Origin of the sequence: Caballeronia choica (assembly GCF_001544535.1) — a bacterium.
In the GTDB taxonomy this organism is placed as follows: Bacteria; Pseudomonadota; Gammaproteobacteria; order Burkholderiales; family Burkholderiaceae; genus Caballeronia; species Caballeronia choica.
The window spans coordinates 51,746-68,600 of record NZ_FCON02000020.1 but is presented as its reverse complement, the minus strand read 5'-3'; the positions used below and the strand labels follow the sequence as shown (position 1 = coordinate 68,600).

At 59.2% G+C, this 16,855-nt stretch carries 20 protein-coding genes; 13 read left to right on the top strand and 7 right to left on the bottom strand.

Features of this window, described 5'->3' with window-relative positions; all coding sequences use genetic code 11:
• The first annotated feature begins 674 nt into the window (after positions 1 to 674).
• The 7 genes from AWB68_RS12035 to AWB68_RS46435 all read left to right on the top strand — a co-directional run bounded on the left by AWB68_RS12035 (position 675) and on the right by AWB68_RS46435 (position 5,285).
• A complete protein-coding gene (locus tag AWB68_RS12035) occupies positions 675 to 983 on the top strand; it encodes a hypothetical protein (RefSeq protein WP_087644579.1) in 309 nt (102 codons plus the stop codon).
• A 108-nt stretch (positions 984 to 1,091) separates the two neighbouring features.
• Entirely contained in the window at positions 1,092 to 1,523 is a 432-nt protein-coding gene (locus AWB68_RS12030; protein WP_087644578.1) for a hypothetical protein, read from the top strand.
• A gap of 9 nt (positions 1,524 to 1,532) precedes the next feature.
• Positions 1,533 to 2,348, top strand: coding sequence for a hypothetical protein (locus AWB68_RS12025; RefSeq protein ID WP_087644577.1), 816 nt, complete (start codon positions 1,533 to 1,535; stop codon positions 2,346 to 2,348).
• 11 nt (positions 2,349 to 2,359) lie between these two features.
• Positions 2,360 to 2,908: a single-stranded DNA-binding protein gene (ssb, locus tag AWB68_RS12020; protein ID WP_087644576.1), complete on the top strand. Its 549-nt coding sequence runs from the start codon at positions 2,360 to 2,362 to the stop codon at positions 2,906 to 2,908.
• 259 nt (positions 2,909 to 3,167) lie between these two features.
• Complete coding sequence (locus AWB68_RS12015) at positions 3,168 to 4,253, top strand: DUF7146 domain-containing protein (RefSeq protein ID WP_087644575.1); 1,086 nt, start codon at positions 3,168 to 3,170, stop codon at positions 4,251 to 4,253.
• A 107-nt stretch (positions 4,254 to 4,360) separates the two neighbouring features.
• On the top strand, positions 4,361 to 4,582 hold the full coding sequence (locus AWB68_RS12010; protein ID WP_087644574.1) for a hypothetical protein: 222 nt from the start codon (positions 4,361 to 4,363) through the stop codon (positions 4,580 to 4,582).
• Positions 4,583 to 4,853: 271 nt separating this feature from the next.
• On the top strand, positions 4,854 to 5,285 hold the full coding sequence (locus tag AWB68_RS46435) for a hypothetical protein (RefSeq protein ID WP_125482921.1): 432 nt from the start codon (positions 4,854 to 4,856) through the stop codon (positions 5,283 to 5,285).
• A gap of 90 nt (positions 5,286 to 5,375) precedes the next feature.
• Here AWB68_RS46435 and AWB68_RS12000 read toward each other — a convergent pair whose 3' ends face one another.
• Both AWB68_RS12000 and AWB68_RS11995 read right to left on the bottom strand, forming a co-directional pair.
• The gene (locus AWB68_RS12000) at positions 5,376 to 5,714 is read right to left on the bottom strand and encodes a hypothetical protein (protein WP_087644572.1); all 339 of its coding nucleotides are present in this window, start codon (positions 5,712 to 5,714) and stop codon (positions 5,376 to 5,378) included.
• On the bottom strand, positions 5,711 to 6,730 hold the full coding sequence (locus tag AWB68_RS11995; protein ID WP_087644571.1) for a PRTRC system protein D: 1,020 nt from the start codon (positions 6,728 to 6,730) through the stop codon (positions 5,711 to 5,713). The genes AWB68_RS12000 and AWB68_RS11995 overlap by 4 nt, the downstream gene beginning before the upstream one ends.
• Positions 6,731 to 8,124: 1,394 nt before the next feature.
• On the opposite strand from AWB68_RS11995, the gene AWB68_RS11990 reads away from it, so the two are divergent.
• Positions 8,125 to 8,490, top strand: a complete 366-nt coding sequence (locus tag AWB68_RS11990; RefSeq protein WP_087644570.1) for a hypothetical protein — start codon at positions 8,125 to 8,127, stop codon at positions 8,488 to 8,490.
• The gene (locus AWB68_RS11985; RefSeq protein ID WP_087644569.1) at positions 8,481 to 9,617 is read left to right on the top strand and encodes an integrase domain-containing protein; all 1,137 of its coding nucleotides are present in this window, start codon (positions 8,481 to 8,483) and stop codon (positions 9,615 to 9,617) included. The genes AWB68_RS11990 and AWB68_RS11985 overlap by 10 nt, the downstream gene beginning before the upstream one ends.
• A 166-nt stretch (positions 9,618 to 9,783) precedes the next feature.
• Here AWB68_RS11985 and AWB68_RS48180 read toward each other — a convergent pair whose 3' ends face one another.
• Both AWB68_RS48180 and AWB68_RS11980 read right to left on the bottom strand, forming a co-directional pair.
• Positions 9,784 to 9,924, bottom strand: a complete 141-nt coding sequence (locus AWB68_RS48180) for a hypothetical protein (protein ID WP_160110001.1) — start codon at positions 9,922 to 9,924, stop codon at positions 9,784 to 9,786.
• A 77-nt stretch (positions 9,925 to 10,001) separates the two neighbouring features.
• Complete coding sequence (locus tag AWB68_RS11980) at positions 10,002 to 10,676, bottom strand: Lar family restriction alleviation protein (RefSeq protein WP_087644568.1); 675 nt, start codon at positions 10,674 to 10,676, stop codon at positions 10,002 to 10,004.
• A 262-nt stretch (positions 10,677 to 10,938) separates the two neighbouring features.
• Between AWB68_RS11980 and AWB68_RS11975 the strand changes: the two genes are divergently transcribed.
• Positions 10,939 to 11,130 (top strand): hypothetical protein, encoded by a 192-nt coding sequence (locus tag AWB68_RS11975; protein WP_087644567.1) that lies wholly within the window; start codon positions 10,939 to 10,941, stop codon positions 11,128 to 11,130.
• Between the two features lie 23 nt (positions 11,131 to 11,153).
• The gene (locus tag AWB68_RS11970) at positions 11,154 to 11,864 is read left to right on the top strand and encodes a response regulator (RefSeq protein WP_087644566.1); all 711 of its coding nucleotides are present in this window, start codon (positions 11,154 to 11,156) and stop codon (positions 11,862 to 11,864) included.
• Between the two features lie 127 nt (positions 11,865 to 11,991).
• On the opposite strand, the gene AWB68_RS49345 is transcribed toward AWB68_RS11970, so the two are convergent.
• From AWB68_RS49345 to AWB68_RS11955, 3 genes are all read right to left on the bottom strand, one after another.
• Positions 11,992 to 12,243, bottom strand: a complete 252-nt coding sequence (locus AWB68_RS49345) for a ParE family toxin-like protein (protein ID WP_235028288.1) — start codon at positions 12,241 to 12,243, stop codon at positions 11,992 to 11,994.
• Between the two features lie 982 nt (positions 12,244 to 13,225).
• Complete coding sequence (locus AWB68_RS11960) at positions 13,226 to 13,519, bottom strand: hypothetical protein (RefSeq protein WP_087644564.1); 294 nt, start codon at positions 13,517 to 13,519, stop codon at positions 13,226 to 13,228.
• Positions 13,516 to 13,971: a hypothetical protein gene (locus tag AWB68_RS11955; protein ID WP_087644563.1), complete on the bottom strand. Its 456-nt coding sequence runs from the start codon at positions 13,969 to 13,971 to the stop codon at positions 13,516 to 13,518. The genes AWB68_RS11960 and AWB68_RS11955 overlap by 4 nt, the downstream gene beginning before the upstream one ends.
• A gap of 939 nt (positions 13,972 to 14,910) precedes the next feature.
• Here AWB68_RS11955 and AWB68_RS11950 point away from each other — a divergent pair.
• Positions 14,911 to 16,581, top strand: coding sequence for a PRTRC system ParB family protein (locus AWB68_RS11950; RefSeq protein WP_087644562.1), 1,671 nt, complete (start codon positions 14,911 to 14,913; stop codon positions 16,579 to 16,581).
• Positions 16,582 to 16,632: 51 nt separating this feature from the next.
• The gene (locus tag AWB68_RS11945) at positions 16,633 to 16,824 is read left to right on the top strand and encodes a hypothetical protein (RefSeq protein WP_125482920.1); all 192 of its coding nucleotides are present in this window, start codon (positions 16,633 to 16,635) and stop codon (positions 16,822 to 16,824) included.
• The last annotated feature ends 31 nt before the right edge of the window (positions 16,825 to 16,855 follow it).

Genomic DNA, 16,855 nt, shown 5'->3' with positions numbered 1-16,855 from the left:
GAAAACGATGAACACCAAACGGCGTCACGGCGGGATAGTCGAATACGGCGGTCGGGAACGTCGCCCCGGAGAGCGCGTTTAATGACGAGCGCCCCTCATGCAAGTAGTAGTCGGTCCCACAGAGCGAGCTGAGCGTTTCGCGCGGTTTTGCATGCGCTTGCCGTTCTCAGCTGCACCACGGGCGTGGCGCGCTGTGAATGACAACTGGCCCACGGCCGGTGAACGAGCCGTTGCGCTTCCGGCGGCGCTTGGAGAGATCAAGCGCGCCCGAAGCCATGCGATTCCAAGGAACATCGATTTTGTTGCCGAGTTGATATACGACCAGCCTGACGGCTTGTTTTCGAAGTCAAGGCGGCGAATATGCTTCGTTCGCGGGGGGCTTTCGAAAGGCACCCTGATTTCGCGATCTTTCGCGTCTCCGAACCTTCTGATGACGCGTAAAGTCAGTTCCATCCCCGCGTTCCTCACGCATCGACTACCAGACAGGCGCGCCTCACAGGCCGTCATCGCAATCCCTTTCTTTCCGTTGGAGTGCTGCTTTCGTCAACGTTCCGGTGAGCCGTGACGAAAGCGTCTCTCCGCGCGCCGGCTTTCCCTGCTCATCCGGGCATCGAAACCCTCCGTTCCTTCTGAAGCGGACATTCCCTTGTGCGTTGATTTTTCTGGAGAGAAAAATGCCGAAGCAGCTGGTTGAATCCGCGATCAAGTCGCCTTTTAAGTTTCTGGCCGTCTGTTTCGCTCTGTGGTTTGCGGCGCATTCGTTCTTCGCCGCTCTGTTCGTAGGCGTTGTTGCTCTGACGATGGTCAAGAAGTCGCTCAAGGCAGCACGCAGAGGTGAGCACGAGGCTCACGAAGCGAAGGTGCCGGCCGCTCCAGCGACCGCCAAGGTTGTGGAGAGCGTCGCTCAACCAGCGACACCGAGTAAGCGTCAGTACGCGAAGTCTGCTGTCGTTGTTCCACTTAAGACAGGCACCGACGACTAGTCGAGTCGCCCTAACGCAAAGCCGTCCTGCACAGGCGGCTCCGCACCTTCACCCCAACGGGAAACCATCCCGTTGCGGGCATGGGATCCCGTTCACCGGAGAATTCCCATGCAAGATGAAGTCGCGGCATGGCAGCTCGACATGTTTGGTGGACCGACCCCGATCGTGGCGGCTCCGTCAAAAGCCGATCCGCTCCCCGATCCGCAGTTTTGGAGCGAGGGCGTGATGGACAAGATGGTTGACGCGCTGATCAGTCTCGCAACTGATAGCCGGCGTGGCGACAACATGCCTGAATCGCTGATGGACTGCTGTACGTTGTTCAGTGACAGGCTAAAAAATCGAAAGAGGCTCGAGATCGAAGATTACCGAGCGAGCCTCGGCTGGGTCATGGGCTTCTGGGATGGCGCGCTGTCGTACCAGTTCGTCTGCGCGATCAACGGAGTCGATCCCGAGATCCTGCAGGACGTCATCATAAGCAACGCATCGCTCAGGCGTGACATGGAAGAGGTTCGACGCGAGAGCTTTGGCACGCTGCTGTAGGAGCGCGATATGACGACATCCACATTCCGCAGGCTTCTCGGCGGTCTTTTCGGCGCCCCCAACCTGGCCGGCAACTCAAAACAAACCGAACCTTTCACTTCCGCCAGGGCTGAGCCGGCTCCTGTCGTAGTCGGACAGGGTTCGCCAAACGAACGCTACGTCATGATCGCCGGCGAGGCGATGCTGTTCCGGGACGAGGGCGACGTGGTCGTGCAGTTTCATCCAGCGTTCGACTTCGAGCTGCGCGAAACAGCGGTGGGCATGAAGCTGATTCCGGCGCTAGAACCTCACTGGGCCGTTCTGCAAGAGCATCGCGGCGCGCTGACGGACGCGATTGCAACGGCGATCAAATCCGTCCGACGCAGTGAGAACGAACCAGCATCGGTCGCGCCGAGTAGCAGCGCACCGCAGCGCCAACGCTCGCAACGCGCGCAAAGCAACGACGCGGTCATCATGGACGGCGAAGTTCGTGCAGCGGAACCGGTCGCAAGTGCCGCCGCAGCACGGCGCCCTGAGCGACCTCGCTATGGCGTCGTGAAAGAGTGGGGCGAGAAGGAATTTCCGGACGGAAAGCGGCCGGGGAAAACGTACGAATCGTTCTGTCTCACCCTCGTCAATCGCGGAGAAATCGTCGTCCTGCAGGGAGAAGGGCTGCGCGATGCGATTGCGGAGGCCTGCTGCAAAGTCGGTGACAACGTCGAGGTCCAGCGTCTAGGCAAGACGAAGGTGCCGGCAGTCGATGGTCGTGGTCAACCCAAACTTGACTCTTCCGGCGCCCAGATTCTTTGGGACAAGTGGCTTTGGTCAATTAACAAGAAACTTTAAGGAGCTCATCAATGGCATCAGTGAACAAAGTGATTCTGGTCGGTAACCTGGGCGCGGACCCTGAAACTCGCTATCTTCCCAGCGGCGACGCGGTGAGCAACATACGCCTTGCCACGACCGACCGCTACAAGGACAAGTCGTCAGGCGAAGTGAAAGAACTGACCGAGTGGCATCGCGTGTCGTTCTTTGGCCGGCTGGCCGAGATCGTCAACGAATATCTGAAGAAGGGCTCGTCGGTCTACATCGAAGGCAGAATCCGCACCCGCAAGTGGACGGATCAGGCAGGCGTCGAGAAGTATTCGACGGAGATCGTCGCTGACCAGATGCAGATGTTCGGTGGCAGGGCAACCGGCGATCGCCCACCATCGAGCGATTGGTTCGAGACGCAGCGGCCAGCGCATCAAGGGCGCTCAGAATCGTCGCGGGCGCCAAGCACCGCTAGCCATACGGATCGCCAGTCACAGCCGACCGCGTCGCTCGGCGGAGGCGGTGGTTTTGCGGAAGACGACGACATACCCTTCCATTCTTTTCACTCAGGGCGGGCGTGGTCTGCAATTTGATCCCGTAATCGCTCACCTTTAATCCCGTATCACCTCACCTTCGTTGTTCCGTCCGACCCTTCGGGTTGGCGGAGCGGCGAAGGATTCCCCGCTTGCTCCGCCACGCGATCGTGTGTGCGCCTCAATCCCTTCCGACGTCCCCTGCTGAAAAAAGCCGTTCGTCTCGCTTCGCCTTCGCGACCAAGACGGCTTTTTTGAGCACGGTTTCACCGCCTGTCTCAGGCATCGACCTCAACCACGCCACGAACTGGAGTGACATATGAATGTTAGGACCGTCAAGCTGTCCCCGGAACAGTGGGTTGCGTTGCTCCAGAAGTATGGAGTGCCCGCAAGCTCGCTGACCGGGAAAGGCTCTCCGTGTCCCATCTGCGGCGGCAACGACCGCTTCACCTACGACAACAACAGGGGCCGTGGCGACTGGGTGTGCCGCAAGTGCAATGACGGCGACAGCAAGGCTGGCGACGGTTTCGAACTGATCTGCAAGGCGGGGGGTATCACCTTCCGTGAGCTGATGATCGAACTGGAAGGCGGCTCACTCGCCGACGCGCGACGCTGTCCCCAACGGCCCGTTAGCCCGCCAGTACCGGGCCGGAAGGTCGATCCGCAATGGGCTCGAAAACGGCTTGATTCGATGTGGGACCGCGCCACGCCCATAGGCTCCGACGGACTGGTGCCGCGCTATTTGCGCGAGCGCGTGCCCGGGCTGTGCGCTGCTCCGTCCCCGGCGTTGCGGATGGCGACGCTGGAGTATCGGCATGAGAAGAAAGTAATCGGCGAGTGGCCCGGCATCATCGCCCGGTTCACGCTGCCCGATGGACGACTCGGGACGCTGCATCGAACGTTCCTCGAACGCTCGAAGCCGACGAAGGCGACGATCGTCACTAACGATGGCGAGATCCTGCCGTCCAAGCTGAACGACGTGACGCTTCACAAGCTCAACGGCGGCGCAGTCCGGCTGATGGACCCGGTCGACGGGGAGATCGGAGTGGCGGAGGGGTTAGAGACGGCGTATGCCGCGCACATGCAGTTTGGTGTGCCGGTTTGGTATTGCCTGAACCGCATCCTGCTGGCCGATTTTGTTGTGCCCGAAGGCCTCGGCATTCGCGTTGTCCATATCTTCGCAGACTTCGATGCGCTCGATCCTCGCACAGGCAAATCGCCGGGGGTCGACGCCGCGTTGAAGCTCGCCAAGCGCCTACGGACCGAAGGGTACAGGGCTATGGTTCATCGTCCGAAAAAGCGGGATACCGACTTTGCAGACGAGTGGTTTGCTTCAAGAGCGTCAGGGTGTCAGGTTGGTGGCGGACAAGATACGCGTCGCCAGCTGGAACCTGCACATGCTTGATTGACAGCGGGGCGTTCCCCGCAGAACTGTCGTTCTTAAACCGCCCGGTGGGGATTCGTCCTCACCGGGGCCGCAATCCCCCGGGCTTATCCATTGGAGAACGGGACATGTTTTGCATGATTGTCGGCCAATACATGATTGTCGCAACCTCGGGTGTAAAAAACGGCTCTGTGCGGGTTGGCAAGTCGGATGCCGTGGCTTACGACGTCATCGACAGGAGAAAAAGCTGCAACGCTCGCCCCGTCGAGGTCGGGCTCCCGTTCGAAACCGCGTGGGTTTACTGCGTGCGTCGACAAGCCGATGCACAAGGTGTCACGCTCCTTAATTAGCCGCAGCCCTGCGCTAAGTCGCTCGGCCTTCAACGTAGGAGATCGGGTATGGAATCTGAGTGCGAGTATTAACCCGTAGTAGCCACTGCTTTCGTGATCTGTCTGATCACGACGTTTCTTGCGAACTTGTTTGCTTGAAGAATTCACAATTCCATGTAGAAAAGCCGCGCTCATCAGAGCGCGGCTTTTTTTTTGCCTCGGCATGTGCAACGTAGGGGGAGGTCAGCCATAACGGGACAGGAGCGCTACCCTGATCAACAGTCGGAGAATGATGAAGGTTGGCCTGCCCAATCCGATCGCGAGAAGCCAACCCGCCGATGAGATTGCCCAGACCCAGATCGTGATGGTGCATGTCGGGAAGCACTTGATGTCAACGATCATGATCGAGAAGAAAACGGTCGCAATGATTGCTCGGCGAGCAACCCAGTGCATCGCCATGAATTTACCGTACATGGTCACCTCCCTTCTTGGCGAGAGTGAGCACCGCCCGGCGGAACAGAAATGCAGCTTCCCATGCGGCGAAAGCCGTCGCGACGAGAATCCAGAACCGAACGCCGCGGATCCAGTCGAGTTGGGCAAGAGTGTCGATGAAGTTCATGGTGTTGCTCCGGTCGTTAAGTTAAGCGTTCGTGAACGCCTGTTTCGAGAAGCCGATGGCCCATCTTCGCAGCTGGGCATCGAAGTCAAGGCACCGCACGGTTAATTTGGCTGGCGGTCGCTTCAGCGTTCTTAGGTACGCCGAGATAAGGGCGCGATCGGCGCGAACCTGAAATCAGGTTCGTTCAACCAGTGCCTAAAAACTGGCGAACTGATCGGCGATTGCGTCGACATCGAACCGCTCTGACAGATTCACCGAAGTGTGCGGTTCCATCTCTTCAGGCGCCGGTACGCCGGGCGAAGGTGCTAATAGTTCCCGGGGCGAGGCCGGCGGCACTTCGCTGGTCGTCGCATGCTGACCTTCCTTGCCGAGAGTTTGGTCAGATGGGCCGCGCGCGTTTCGAAGGGAATCGTTGGCAAGTGTGCGCACGATTGCCGCACGCAGTCGCGGATTCTCGAACTCATTGAGACGGTGAAAGAGTTCAGGGAAAAGCGCGTCGTCCACGGTCACCTTTATCAGCATCTTCTTTGTCACGCTGCGGCCCCAAGCAGTTTGCGCTCGCGGGCAAGCGTCGATTCGCCGATGATGAGGAAGCCTTTGACGTTCGCAAAGCAAGGTGCGTCGAGCAGATCGACCTGAGTTCGGGGAAAGGCCGCGCGGATTGTTGGTTCGTAAAGCGCGGCGCCGCCACCAGTTAGAACGATGGACCGGATGTCCGCCGTGCGACCGACCTTGTTTTGGATTTCCTTAACCGTGCTCAATACGACTGCCTGAGATTGCTCGAGGTACGGCAAGAGATCGATGTCCTTGCCGTAGAACAACAGAGGGTCCTTAGCCCGAAGCTGCTCATCGATACGTTCGATGTCGGTAACGGGCTCGCCTTCTTCTTTTCCAATCAACGATGCCATGCGCTGATAAATCTGAGAGGCCCCGCCAGGAGCGCCGCCACTGCGTCGGTCCAACATCGTGAAGCCATTGGCAACGACCCAGTCGGTCGTGAAATAGCCGACGTCGATGACGAGGTGGGCATTCTTACGATCGAAGCGGCTGCCACCATATTCCGAAAATGCCACGAGCGAACCTAATGGCTGCGGAATGACCTTGACGCTCGCGATCTGCACGGGACCGTGGCCGAAGTTCAGTGTGCCGGTGAATGCCTCCCGGATACTCGCCGAATATTTGCCGATGCTGTGCACGGGCAGACCGAGTACCAAGCGTTCGACCTCGGTGACGCCTGCAAAACGGAGCGCCCCATAAAGCAATGCTGCGTAGTTCGGCGTCGTGCAGAAATCCTCGGAAAGGATCCGACCAGCGTTTCCGTAAGCCGAGGAGCGGTCAACGCCGGGACCAACCTCGTAGATCGTGCCTTCGACTTCAATGGCTTCGACTTTCCGATCCGAGAGGACTCCCTGGCCGAAGCTCGAGACGGCCTCGTTTACATTGAGAGGCGCGAGCGAAGGAAACATCAGGGTTGCAAGATCGGACCCCATGCGAAATGCGCATTTCGTGTTGCCGTATCCCACGTCAACCGCAAAAACTTGTGCTTTCAATTCTCTCTCCAAGAGTTCAATCGAGGCGTCGCATCGTTTCATCGCTTGGCCCCTGTTTGGCCCCTGTTTGGCCCATGCTTGGCCCCTCGTGCGGCCTTGCTGGTCGACGCGGGAGATGCTGGGCCCCTGCAGGGGCCAAGGAGCACGCGTTTAGTGACGGTGATACTTCCCATGGCCCGTGCAGGGGCCGAACAGGGCCCCTGCAGGGCCCCAAGCCTCGATGCGGACGGACCTACTCTATCGGCAACACCGCGAAGTCAAGGGATCAAAAGCTCACAACATATACGCAGCTTTTGCCCGCGCTTCGTGCATATTCGCGGCTATCCTCAGCAATACCCACCGCGCGAACAGCGCATCGACCTCCTAAACGGACCATCGAGGGGATCGCTTTGCCTAGCGAAAGCCCCCTTTGTCACATGCCGCAAGTTGTCGCGGCCTTTTTCTGAATCTAATCAAAAACACCGTGAGCCAAGTTGAGGACCACGGACACGCGATATCCATTGGGTTTGGGGGCGGTTTTGCCCGAAATTGCGAGTTGAGACGAGGTGTGAGCGGACACGGACACATTCCGGTGACGCGATCACACGGCGACTCGATGAGCATGGACGCATCCTTTCAGCATACGAAGCTGGGTACGTTGCATGAGGCCCGATACACCGCGGCGGATTCAACGCGCTTGGGGATGAGGGTACGTGTGAGGCGATATAGGCGAACACGTCCCTGTACGGAAGACGAACGGTAGGCGCCACCGGAGAACAAACAGCGCAAAAGCAATTACCGAGCAGATGGCCACGGTCGTGCGGTCGAAAGACAGAGCACACGGACGCGTAGTCGCGTGTCATGGCCGGCGCGGTAGCCGTAGCAGCGGCATAGCCGGGTTCGCGCAGCGACTAGCCGCGCAGCTCGACCAGCGGCGGCAGCGAGGCGAGACTCAACGAAGAGATCCTGCAAAGGCAGGTCCAGTTTGGGGACGTTAGCAGCAACGTCGCGGGCTGATTTCACGCGGGAGCGTGACTTCTGGCAGCACGCAACAAGACGGACAGTCGATGCACGTTTCTTCCACGTGCGGGGCTGATCGAATGGAATCGCTAAAGGACAGGAAGGTTGGACCCGGCGGGGCGACGCAGCGCGCAGCGCGAACGAGACGAGGGGATAGGCTCCCGACGGCTCTCGCGAAGCGGCAAGAGGCCCCGGGCGCGTGACGGTCGCACGGGCGGATGAGAGAAGCATGAGGTGTCGCCGGCAGCCCTTGTGGAGTGGACGTTCATCACGCCATGGATAGAAGTGCTAGCGCGAACGGCTGCTCGCTTTCTGCGCAAATTCGACGGTGTCATCGGACGCTTTTCCGAGTAGACGAGTGACGTCACACACGCACATAGATCAAGGCGTCAGAGATGTTGGCTGTTCACGAACGCGACGACATGCGCTTTCACGGACGCCTTCCCGGCGCGGAACGCGGACCGACCGCTCGCAAGGTCACGCGAATTCGATGGGTGAACCACGAGCTCGAAGCGGACGCCGCTGGGTCGCTCTGGCGCCTGGCCGTGCGCTTGGGATTCGATGACGTGCAGGCGAGACGGGTAGCGCTGAAGCATGCCGGAATGGCCGGGTGGGGCTTTGCCGGGCTCGACAGCGGTGTGCGATCGCCTCTCTTCAAAGCCTCGACTGAATCGGATCAGGCTTTTGAAATGGGGCGGACGTTGTTCTTCGCACTTGATCATCTACTAACAGCGAGGCGAGAGGAGGAAATATGTCGGTGACAGTGAACGTGCGCTCGGTTTTGCGCGACTATCGGCTGCCGGCCGATTTCAAGGCGGAGCTTGAGAGGCTTTTCCAAGACAACGTCGATCGGGTTCATAGCCGCACGCGGGTGACGAGCAAGCCGCTTTCGATGAAGACGCAACTGTACCGGATTCAAAAGATCTGCCGATCATTTGTTGAGCTGCGAGAGCATGGTTACGCCCTCCAATCGCCGTACTCGTTGAAACAGAAGCATGTGCAGGCTCTCGTCGACTTGTGGGCGAAGAACAAGTTGAGCGGGGGCACGATCGAGAACAAGCTGACGTATTTCCGCGCGCTTGCAGAGTGGATGCGCAAGCCAAACCTGGTCGGAACGCTCGGGGACTACGTTGACCGAGCAACGCACGATCTCGTGCGATCGTATGTAGCGTCCGAGGACAAGTCATGGGAAGGCAATGGAATCGATCCGCTGAAAAAGCTTGCAGAGATCGCACAAACCGACCTTCACGTGGCGGTCCAATTGAAGCTACAGGTCGCGTTTGGGCTGCGTGTCGAAGAAAGCTTTCTGCTCCGGCCGGTTGAATCAATGCATGAGGACGGCCAGCTGCGAGTCACACGTGGCACTAAGGGAGGGCGCGACCGCGTGGTACCGATTGGCGACAACTTTCCCGTGCTGGAAGAGGCGGCAAAATTGTCGAATCCGGTTTCGAAATCGACAATTCCTCTGGGCTTCACCAAGCAGCAGTGGAAGGACCGGTTTTATCGCGTGCTGCGCAAGCACGGCGTGAGAAAAGACGACCTCGGTGTCACGGCACACGGTCTGCGCCACCAGTTTCTGCAGGGAATGTACGAGCGTTTGACGGGAGTCGAAGCGCCGATCAAGCAGTCGGGTCAACGGGCAACCAAGGAGCTCCACAAGGAAGCGATGCAGCGGGTGGTGGAGGCCGCCGGGCATAGCCGGGCGACAAAGGCGAATGCCTACTTGTCGACTTACACGGTACAGCGGGCAAAAAAGAGCAGTGCGGTCACGCGCGAGCAAGCGCAACAAGCCGTCCTCCATGCGAACGGCGTGAAAAGTTATGCGGCAGCCAACTTGGGAATATCAAGACAGGCGCTCTATAGAATCCTGGCTTCGACCAGCGCTTAGTCGAATACGATTGGCAGGGTTGGTCCTCGAGGTCTTTTTTGAGATCCAAAAGCTTGGGGATTGGGGTGGAAGAGAAAGCCTTTTAAATCAATCGCGGAGAGCAAGCAAATGGTTTGAGTAGATGTAACGCGTTACATCTACTTCGCTCAAACCGCCTTTTTCGCGGTCAGTTGAGGGTCCAGTCGAGGATCGGACTGGTTATCGCGTGGTTGGTGAGGATAACGCCGAGCGCGAGCAGCGTCAGGAGCTGGGGGGCGAGTTCCTGGCGGCGGCGGTATGCGGCGCACAGGTACTCGAATGGCGACATGGGATTCTCCGGTAAGGGCGTCTCGCCTGGCGCGGCGAGATCTGAGTCAAGTGTGACGGCCCCCTTCGGAAGTCAAGTTACCAGCGACTGCGCTCGGGCAGGTCATCGACAGCCGCGCCGACGCGATCTTCGAAGCTCCGTTGCTCCTCGCCGCCGGTGGCCGGAATTCGGGGAAACTGCACGGACGCGACACCATCTATATAGACGAACTTCGCGAGCTGCTGCAGTGTGCGATATCGGGCAGCGTCGATCAGGACAGGGTCGATCGGCCAGAAGTCACGCATGGTGATTTTGCCGTCCACGATCTTCTGCGCCAGCATTGCGAAAATCGGCCCGCGCTTCTCCCAGTCTTCCGTCGTACGCGCGAGAAGGTCCAGGACGTAGGGCGCGTCGACGGGCGTGATCTCCTTGCGGATCAAATCGAGCAAGTCACCCTCGGTCGCGGCCCGCCGGTTGAGCCTCTGATTCCAGATCTCTCCTGCCCTATCCAGCGCTGCGTTCTTGTTGTCCCCAATCGGAAACCAGGGCGTTTGCATCCCGCAGTCTTCGCAGACGATGCAGCAGACATTTTCCGTGGGTGGATCTTCGGGAGAGCGGGATGCCGTGTCTCCCATGATCAGCGCTCGACCAGCGCCGGTCCCAATTCGGGAGAAGTCCAGTTTTGGCTTGGAAGGTCGGCCGATCACTCGTTGGGACCAGCCAAATGCCCAGTTGCCGCCACAGTGCGCGCAGGGAAAGAGTTCGTCGGTCATTGCACTGGGAAAGGAGGTCTACGATCCAAACCGAACACGTATCGGTTTGCCTATAACAACTGGGATATTCCCATAAAAAGGAGTATGCCAATAGCCGATATCGGTGCAGCGCGGCGTGCGTGAGCGCAATAGCTTGGGTGGGCAAATGACATAATCATCTGACGAAATCGCTTGTTGAACCAACCATTCATGTGCCGAAGGTGAAATTCACGTTCATCGAGGGACTGGATATTGCTCTTCTGCTCATGAACGGGAGGCAACCATGATTCGCCTATTCGGCATGTTGGTTTTAGTGGCTGCCGTCGCCGGCTGCGTGACTGCGCAGCAGCCGTACGATGCGGACGGTGGGCCCGGCTATTACGCCCCGAGCACGAGTATCGGCGTTGGCATTGGGGGCGGCAGCTTCGGCGGGGGCGGAATTGGTGGGGGCGTCGGCGTCGGCGTGGGCTTTTGAAGCGGCGGCGAGGCTCGTGACGCTTGATCGGCGCCTCGGAGATTTTTTCGGTCCAGCGGCGGGACGGCGGCTGGGTATGGACAATTTTTGTCGATGAATCCAGTCGACACGCAGTGATCGTGGTTCGACAATCCCGCGTTGTCTACATCTCCTACGAGGCGGCGCCCCGAGACGCGCAAACCGCCTTCGAACAGATGCGTAACGGCATCGACTCATCGGTTGAGCGTCTGCGATCGGCTCGGGGCACAGTGGTTGCTGACAGAAATGGTGATTCCAACCCATTCAGTGCCATGCAAGCCAGCACTCACCATCGCTCGATTCACCGCCTTTGGACCTCTCGATCTTTCGCCGCAGTTCGGCCACCGCTTGCCGCACTGATTGTCGACGACGATGATGCGCTGACTGCTGCGCTTGAAGACGTGCTGCGAAGCGAAGGCCTGGAACCCAGAATCGTGCATGGCGGTGCGGACGCGCTGAGAGTCACGCAATTCTGGACCCCGCATGTGGTTGTGCTCGACATTCAGATGCCTGAGTTCGACGGCTTCCGAGTGGCCCAGGCTCTTCGCACTTCGCCGCGCTTATCGTTGGTGCCGATCATCGCCCATACGTCGCTTGCCGAACGGGAGGTCGTCGCCCGGGGCAAGGCATGTGGAATGGACGCCTACTGTCGCAAGGGCGATTCGCCACGCGTGCTGTTGCGGCTGATCAGACAGGTTGCGCCTACCGACGGTTGACCCTAATTTCATGCGGGAAAACGCGTCGTCCGTCAACAGAAGAGAGTCGTGCTGCTGGTCGTAGGCGAGATTCTGCGAACCGAAGAAGGATGTCATTTGCAGCACGCCGTCTCCATTAAGAAAGCGATTACGCCATCACCCGACTTGATGCGATTGCGTTGTAGTGCTCGTGGCTGACGATACGCAACGGCTTGAGCGTCGGCGCATCGAAAAGGAGGCGATACGAGCGTCCAACGGGGACCGAGAGCAACTTGCCAGCGGAGGATTTCAATGGTTTGCCGTCGAGCGCAAAAGGGTGAACGCCGGAACTCACTCTTGCAAGTAGCTTGCGCGCTTCGCGCTGCACGGCCGTCAGGTGGCTCACAACGCTCAGATCCACCGGGTCCTGGGCGGACGATTCACGTCTCGCGGCGCGCTTTGCTTCGCGCGCGACACGCTTCTTCTGCTTTTCTTTTTCCACGGCCGCGCAGGCGTGGCAGTACTTCCCCTTTCCGGTGTGACCGCAGTTGAAGGTGCGTTTCATGATGTCGTGCGTAGGTGCTCCCAATCACTGACCACGCGTAGCGGAAAGACTTCGATGCCGCCTCGATCTCCTGCTTCGAGGCGAAGAACGTCTCGAAGGTCTGCCGAATCTTGATGACGAAACCGTACTTGGATGGCTCGAGTGATTTGAACCCGGCGATAGCAACGCCGCGTTCCGTGGCCTCCGGGGTCGTTTTGATCCGGGTCAGGAACCCCTCGAATTCAGCCTTGAGCGTTGCCTGCGCAGTTTCCTCGTATCTGCGCATGATGTCTACGACATCCTGAACGGGTCTGCCATTCATCTTGCCGTCGCCGAGCAGTGCGAGGATCCGGGCATTGCATGTGGCCCGGTTGCGCGATGCGACGCCCGCCCACTGATTCAGGCCAGCGTCGAGCGAGATGCGTTGCAGGAAGCCAAGCAGGGGCGCCGAGCGACGTCGACTGCCGTGCGATGCCGTTGACTCTTTGGATTGGGTGACTGCGCCCACGGTTCGCACGGACAACGAGATGTCCAGCTTCGCGTTGATTCCGTTGGGCGTGTTGCGGATTGCCCCGTGCGTCGTCCCGGGAGACATTTCGGATGACCCCGGTCTGCGAAGAACGGACGGGTGTCGCGCTCGTGCCGGTATCGCGCGCCTGGCCAGCGCGCGAGATGAAAGAACGCACCATAACGGCGGACCACGAGCCGCAAGGGCTGGGACCGTCGGCTGGGCGGTAGCAACAGACCGCATACCCCGAGGTTTTTTCGCGCGGTCAAGTCGAGTCGTGAATCGGACCGGGTTGTCCTGCACCTCTTCGAGAGGCACACTGATTTCGTCGAACGAGATGAGTGCCCATTTCTATACCGCTGAGAACGTGCAGAGGCCGTCGCGAAAGACGGTCGCGCGTGTGCCCATAAGATTGCTGATCTGACGTACCGACAAAGCAAACTGTTCGCGGTGCGCGTCCGTCGGAAAGCGCGCCGTGACTCGTTTCAGCACGCCGGGAGCGGCATAGTCGCGATATTCAACCCAACCCGCGCCGATAAGGGCATCAAGGAGACTGTCCGGCATGCCCTTTGCAGGCGTTGCCCCGCATCGCGCGCTCGCAGGGTCTTGGGTGATATCGGCAAATTCAACCAAGATCGTGCTCATGTTTTCAAGGCTCCGGGCGAGTTCAGCGCGTTGGCGCGGTGCCGAGCCTTGCCGCAGTACGCGTCAAAAAGTGAGATCGCGCCCGTAGCCAGCGCGAAGGCATTGAACAGAGTCAGCACGAGCAATACGCTGAGCCTCTTCTCGTTGCGTGCGAGGAATGCCGAACGTTCTAGCTCCGCAATGCTCAATTGGACCCCTTGTTCGTTGAGGCTTTTCTTCAGAGCGTCCATCGACTGGGCGCCGCGGCGCGTGAGGACGCCTAGCCGCCTGTCGTCGGGCAAGTCACTGACGGCATCGACGACGCCGTTGAGCTTGCTCGTCACGGCGTTAATTACGACCTGTGCGGCGTTGCTCGGTGCGCTAAATTGAGCAGTCGCGAGTCCGATCGACCCGACAGACGTGACAGCGGCCAAGGTGAGGATGGACACAGCGGCCCGATGACTGAGCTTCATTGAAGGCTCGGAATTAGTGATGAGATCCGGTGCTCACGCGCGCGCGAGCGATCGTTCGTATTTTCGCGACAACCGGCGACGCCGAGCGGTCGAAAGGGGGTGGCAAATGTGCGCCTTTAATCCGGCACGGACGAGAGCACGGTGTCATGTCCGCCCAGAAAGCTATATCGAAATCGCGATCTTTCTTCAAAAGTCGCTGTAACGCGTTACATCTACTGCGCCGAATCTCAAAGCGTGAGTCGTAACGTAAAGGGCTTAAAGGGCTCGCCAGCAAGGCGCCGGCGATGGTTGTGCACAGGGTTGTTCACAGAAATTGTGGATAAAACCTGCGACGGCCCCCCGCATCGAGTGACAAGGCATCGGCCTATGACGCGGTCGCGCATGCCGAGCAAGATGTCTTTGCGAACGGCCGGACCGAGTACGCTGCGAATGGAAATTCGCAGCGAATACAAGGTGGAGCGCGAACTCTCGGGCTTTTGTCGTCGGTTGCTTTCACGCACCTTGCTATGGAGGCGAGCAGTCAGTTCCCTCCGACGGGCGGCAGAACCGAAATCGATCACGGTCGAGAGTTGGATCGATTCGAATCTTGCGCGAAGGGAAGTTGCATGACCTAAACGGTATCTGGCACCACTCGGAACGGACGTTCATGCGAGAACGCGGCGTGCCGAACAACCTGATCGACTCGCTCGACCGGGTATCCGACGAGCAGATGTAGAGGCAAGACGGTCAGCAGGTCACCGCCGATGGTCGAGAGGCGGAAAGGTACCATCATTTAACGAGCTTTCTAACTTGGATCGGGTGAGTAAATCTCTATCTTTACTTTATCACCCGCGTCTCCGACGCATCGACTCAAGCGCCGAACTCCGGCCAATCTCACGTTGTTCAAACCTTCGGGAACCACTCCCGAAGGGGCGGGTTCCCCTTTTGGAGACCCTGCAAATGAAACAACAACCTACTCTTGCCCTCAAGCACATCCAGGCGAGCGTCAATCCCCGCAAGTATTTCGATCCAGCGGAGATGGAAGAGCTGACAGCGTCCGTGCGTGAAAAGGGTGTCATTCAACCTGTCATCGTGCGCACGCTGGCCGAAGGTGGTTACGGCCTCGTCGCAGGTGGTCGCCGCTACAAAGCCGCCATGACCGCACACGGCGAGGATTACGAGATCCCCGTCGTCGTAAAGGAGATCGATGAAGTCGAAGCGAAGCAACTCGCCATCATCGAAAACATCCAACGCGCGGACATGTCGCCGGCGGAAGAAGCGATCGCCGCCGCCGAACAGGTCGGGCTGTGCAAGGGCGATCGTGACGAGGTGGCGCGAATCTTCGGATGGTCACGCGCGACGCTGGACAAGCGCTTGGCGCTCATGAACTGCAGCACACCGGTGCTCGATGCCCTCAGCACGCGGCAGCTTCTGCTCGGTCACGCCGAGTTGCTCGCGGCTCTTCCCAAAGAGACGCAAGACAAGCTGTTGCCGGTGATCATCAAGGAAGCCAAGTCGGTTGCGGAGGTCAAGAAAACCATCGAACAGGTTGCCTGTGCGTTGGCTGCTGCGATCTTCGACAAGGCCGACTGCGCCGGATGCCCGCACAACTCGTCCACCCAGGGCGAGATGTTCGGGGAGTCCATCGGTACGGGAAACTGTACGAACCGCACGTGCTACAACGAGAAGACCGAAAAAATTCTCGACGCGACGGCCACTGGCCTGCGTGACGAGTATCCGGTCGTGCGAATCGTGCGTGCCGGCGACAACCACACGCGCGTGCAACTCGCCGTCGACGGTCCGAAGGGCGTTGGCGAGGAACAGGCCAAGGCATGTCACGCGTGCCAGAACTACGGCGCGGCGGTGAGCGGTCTGCCTGACTCGATTGGCAAGGTCTATCGGGGCCAGTGCTTCGACATGGTGTGCAATATGAAGAAGGTCGCGGCGCATCTGCAAGCGGTCAAAGCTGCGATGCAGCCGAAGCCTGACCAGATAGCGGACGCGGCGAAAGCCAAGTTTGCATTAGGAAAGGGCGCGGGCGAGCCGCCGACGACGAGCAACCCTACGGCGACGGTCGTGGCCGAATCGGACAAGATCAAACAGTATCGTGTGGCGTTGTGGCGAAAAGCCTTGCGGCGTGAGGTTGGCGCAGACCCTGTACTTGCCCAACGATACCTCGTTGCGATCGCGCTGTCCGATCAGATGCGATGCGTCGATCAAAAGACCCTATCCGGCATCTGGGAGAGGCTCACTCAGGAGCAGATTCCGGCGGCCGACGTCACGAAGGCCGCGGCTGCTACGGCGACCGCTGAAGACGCGCAGCTTGCTCATGCCGTCACAGGCGTGACCATCGCTGCGATCCAGGGGCTGGACGTTCAGTACCTGACCCGCCTGTGCAAGCACCACAAGCTCGATCTCGCGAAGCACTGGAGGCTCTGCAAGGAGTTTCTGGAGTTGATCACGAAGTCGGAAATGATGGTGGTAGCCGACGAGCTAGGCATCCGTGTCGCGCTCGGCGAGAACTTCAAAAAAGTCTTCGGCAAGTCCAAACCCGAGGCCATCGACGCGCTTTTGGCGGTCGAAGGCTTCGATTACACGGGCAAGATTCCGAAGGTCCTCAATTTCAAGTAACGGTCAAACGGAACGATGACCTCTGCGTTTGACCTCCAACTTCGCGCTCGTGTGAATCTGGCGTTGTATCGCTGTGGGTTGGGTGACGATTACTTCTATGAGGCGATTGCGCTCTCGACCGACAGCGGCTTGCGTGCAGACAGGGTGACGGCGTTCCTCGCGGACGAACCGACTCTCACTCTTGCATACGACGAAGGCTTCGCGATGCCGGACGCGATTGAGCAGGACGGGTGTTTCGATTAACCGTCGTGCCCAAAACATCTCACCTTCAGGC

Excerpts from the sequence above, each read along its gene's own strand:
- AWB68_RS12025 (WP_087644577.1), top strand. The coding sequence starts at position 1,533 with ATGACGACATCCACATTCCGCAGGCTTCTCGGCGGTCTTTTCGGCGCC.
- AWB68_RS12010 (WP_087644574.1), top strand. The coding sequence starts at position 4,361 with ATGTTTTGCATGATTGTCGGCCAATACATGATTGTCGCAACCTCGGGT.
- AWB68_RS11975 (WP_087644567.1), top strand. The coding sequence starts at position 10,939 with ATGATTCGCCTATTCGGCATGTTGGTTTTAGTGGCTGCCGTCGCCGGC.
- AWB68_RS11950 (WP_087644562.1), top strand. The coding sequence starts at position 14,911 with ATGAAACAACAACCTACTCTTGCCCTCAAGCACATCCAGGCGAGCGTC.
- AWB68_RS11985 (WP_087644569.1), top strand. The coding sequence starts at position 8,481 with ATGTCGGTGACAGTGAACGTGCGCTCGGTTTTGCGCGACTATCGGCTG.
- AWB68_RS12030 (WP_087644578.1), top strand. The coding sequence starts at position 1,092 with ATGCAAGATGAAGTCGCGGCATGGCAGCTCGACATGTTTGGTGGACCG.
- AWB68_RS12015 (WP_087644575.1), top strand. The coding sequence starts at position 3,168 with ATGAATGTTAGGACCGTCAAGCTGTCCCCGGAACAGTGGGTTGCGTTG.
- AWB68_RS11955 (WP_087644563.1), bottom strand. The coding sequence starts at position 13,971 with ATGAAGCTCAGTCATCGGGCCGCTGTGTCCATCCTCACCTTGGCCGCT.
- AWB68_RS11960 (WP_087644564.1), bottom strand. The coding sequence starts at position 13,519 with ATGAGCACGATCTTGGTTGAATTTGCCGATATCACCCAAGACCCTGCG.
- AWB68_RS11990 (WP_087644570.1), top strand. The coding sequence starts at position 8,125 with ATGTTGGCTGTTCACGAACGCGACGACATGCGCTTTCACGGACGCCTT.
- AWB68_RS46435 (WP_125482921.1), top strand. The coding sequence starts at position 4,854 with ATGAAGGTTGGCCTGCCCAATCCGATCGCGAGAAGCCAACCCGCCGAT.
- AWB68_RS48180 (WP_160110001.1), bottom strand. The coding sequence starts at position 9,924 with ATGTCGCCATTCGAGTACCTGTGCGCCGCATACCGCCGCCGCCAGGAA.
- ssb (WP_087644576.1), top strand. The coding sequence starts at position 2,360 with ATGGCATCAGTGAACAAAGTGATTCTGGTCGGTAACCTGGGCGCGGAC.
- AWB68_RS12035 (WP_087644579.1), top strand. The coding sequence starts at position 675 with ATGCCGAAGCAGCTGGTTGAATCCGCGATCAAGTCGCCTTTTAAGTTT.
- AWB68_RS11980 (WP_087644568.1), bottom strand. The coding sequence starts at position 10,676 with ATGACCGACGAACTCTTTCCCTGCGCGCACTGTGGCGGCAACTGGGCA.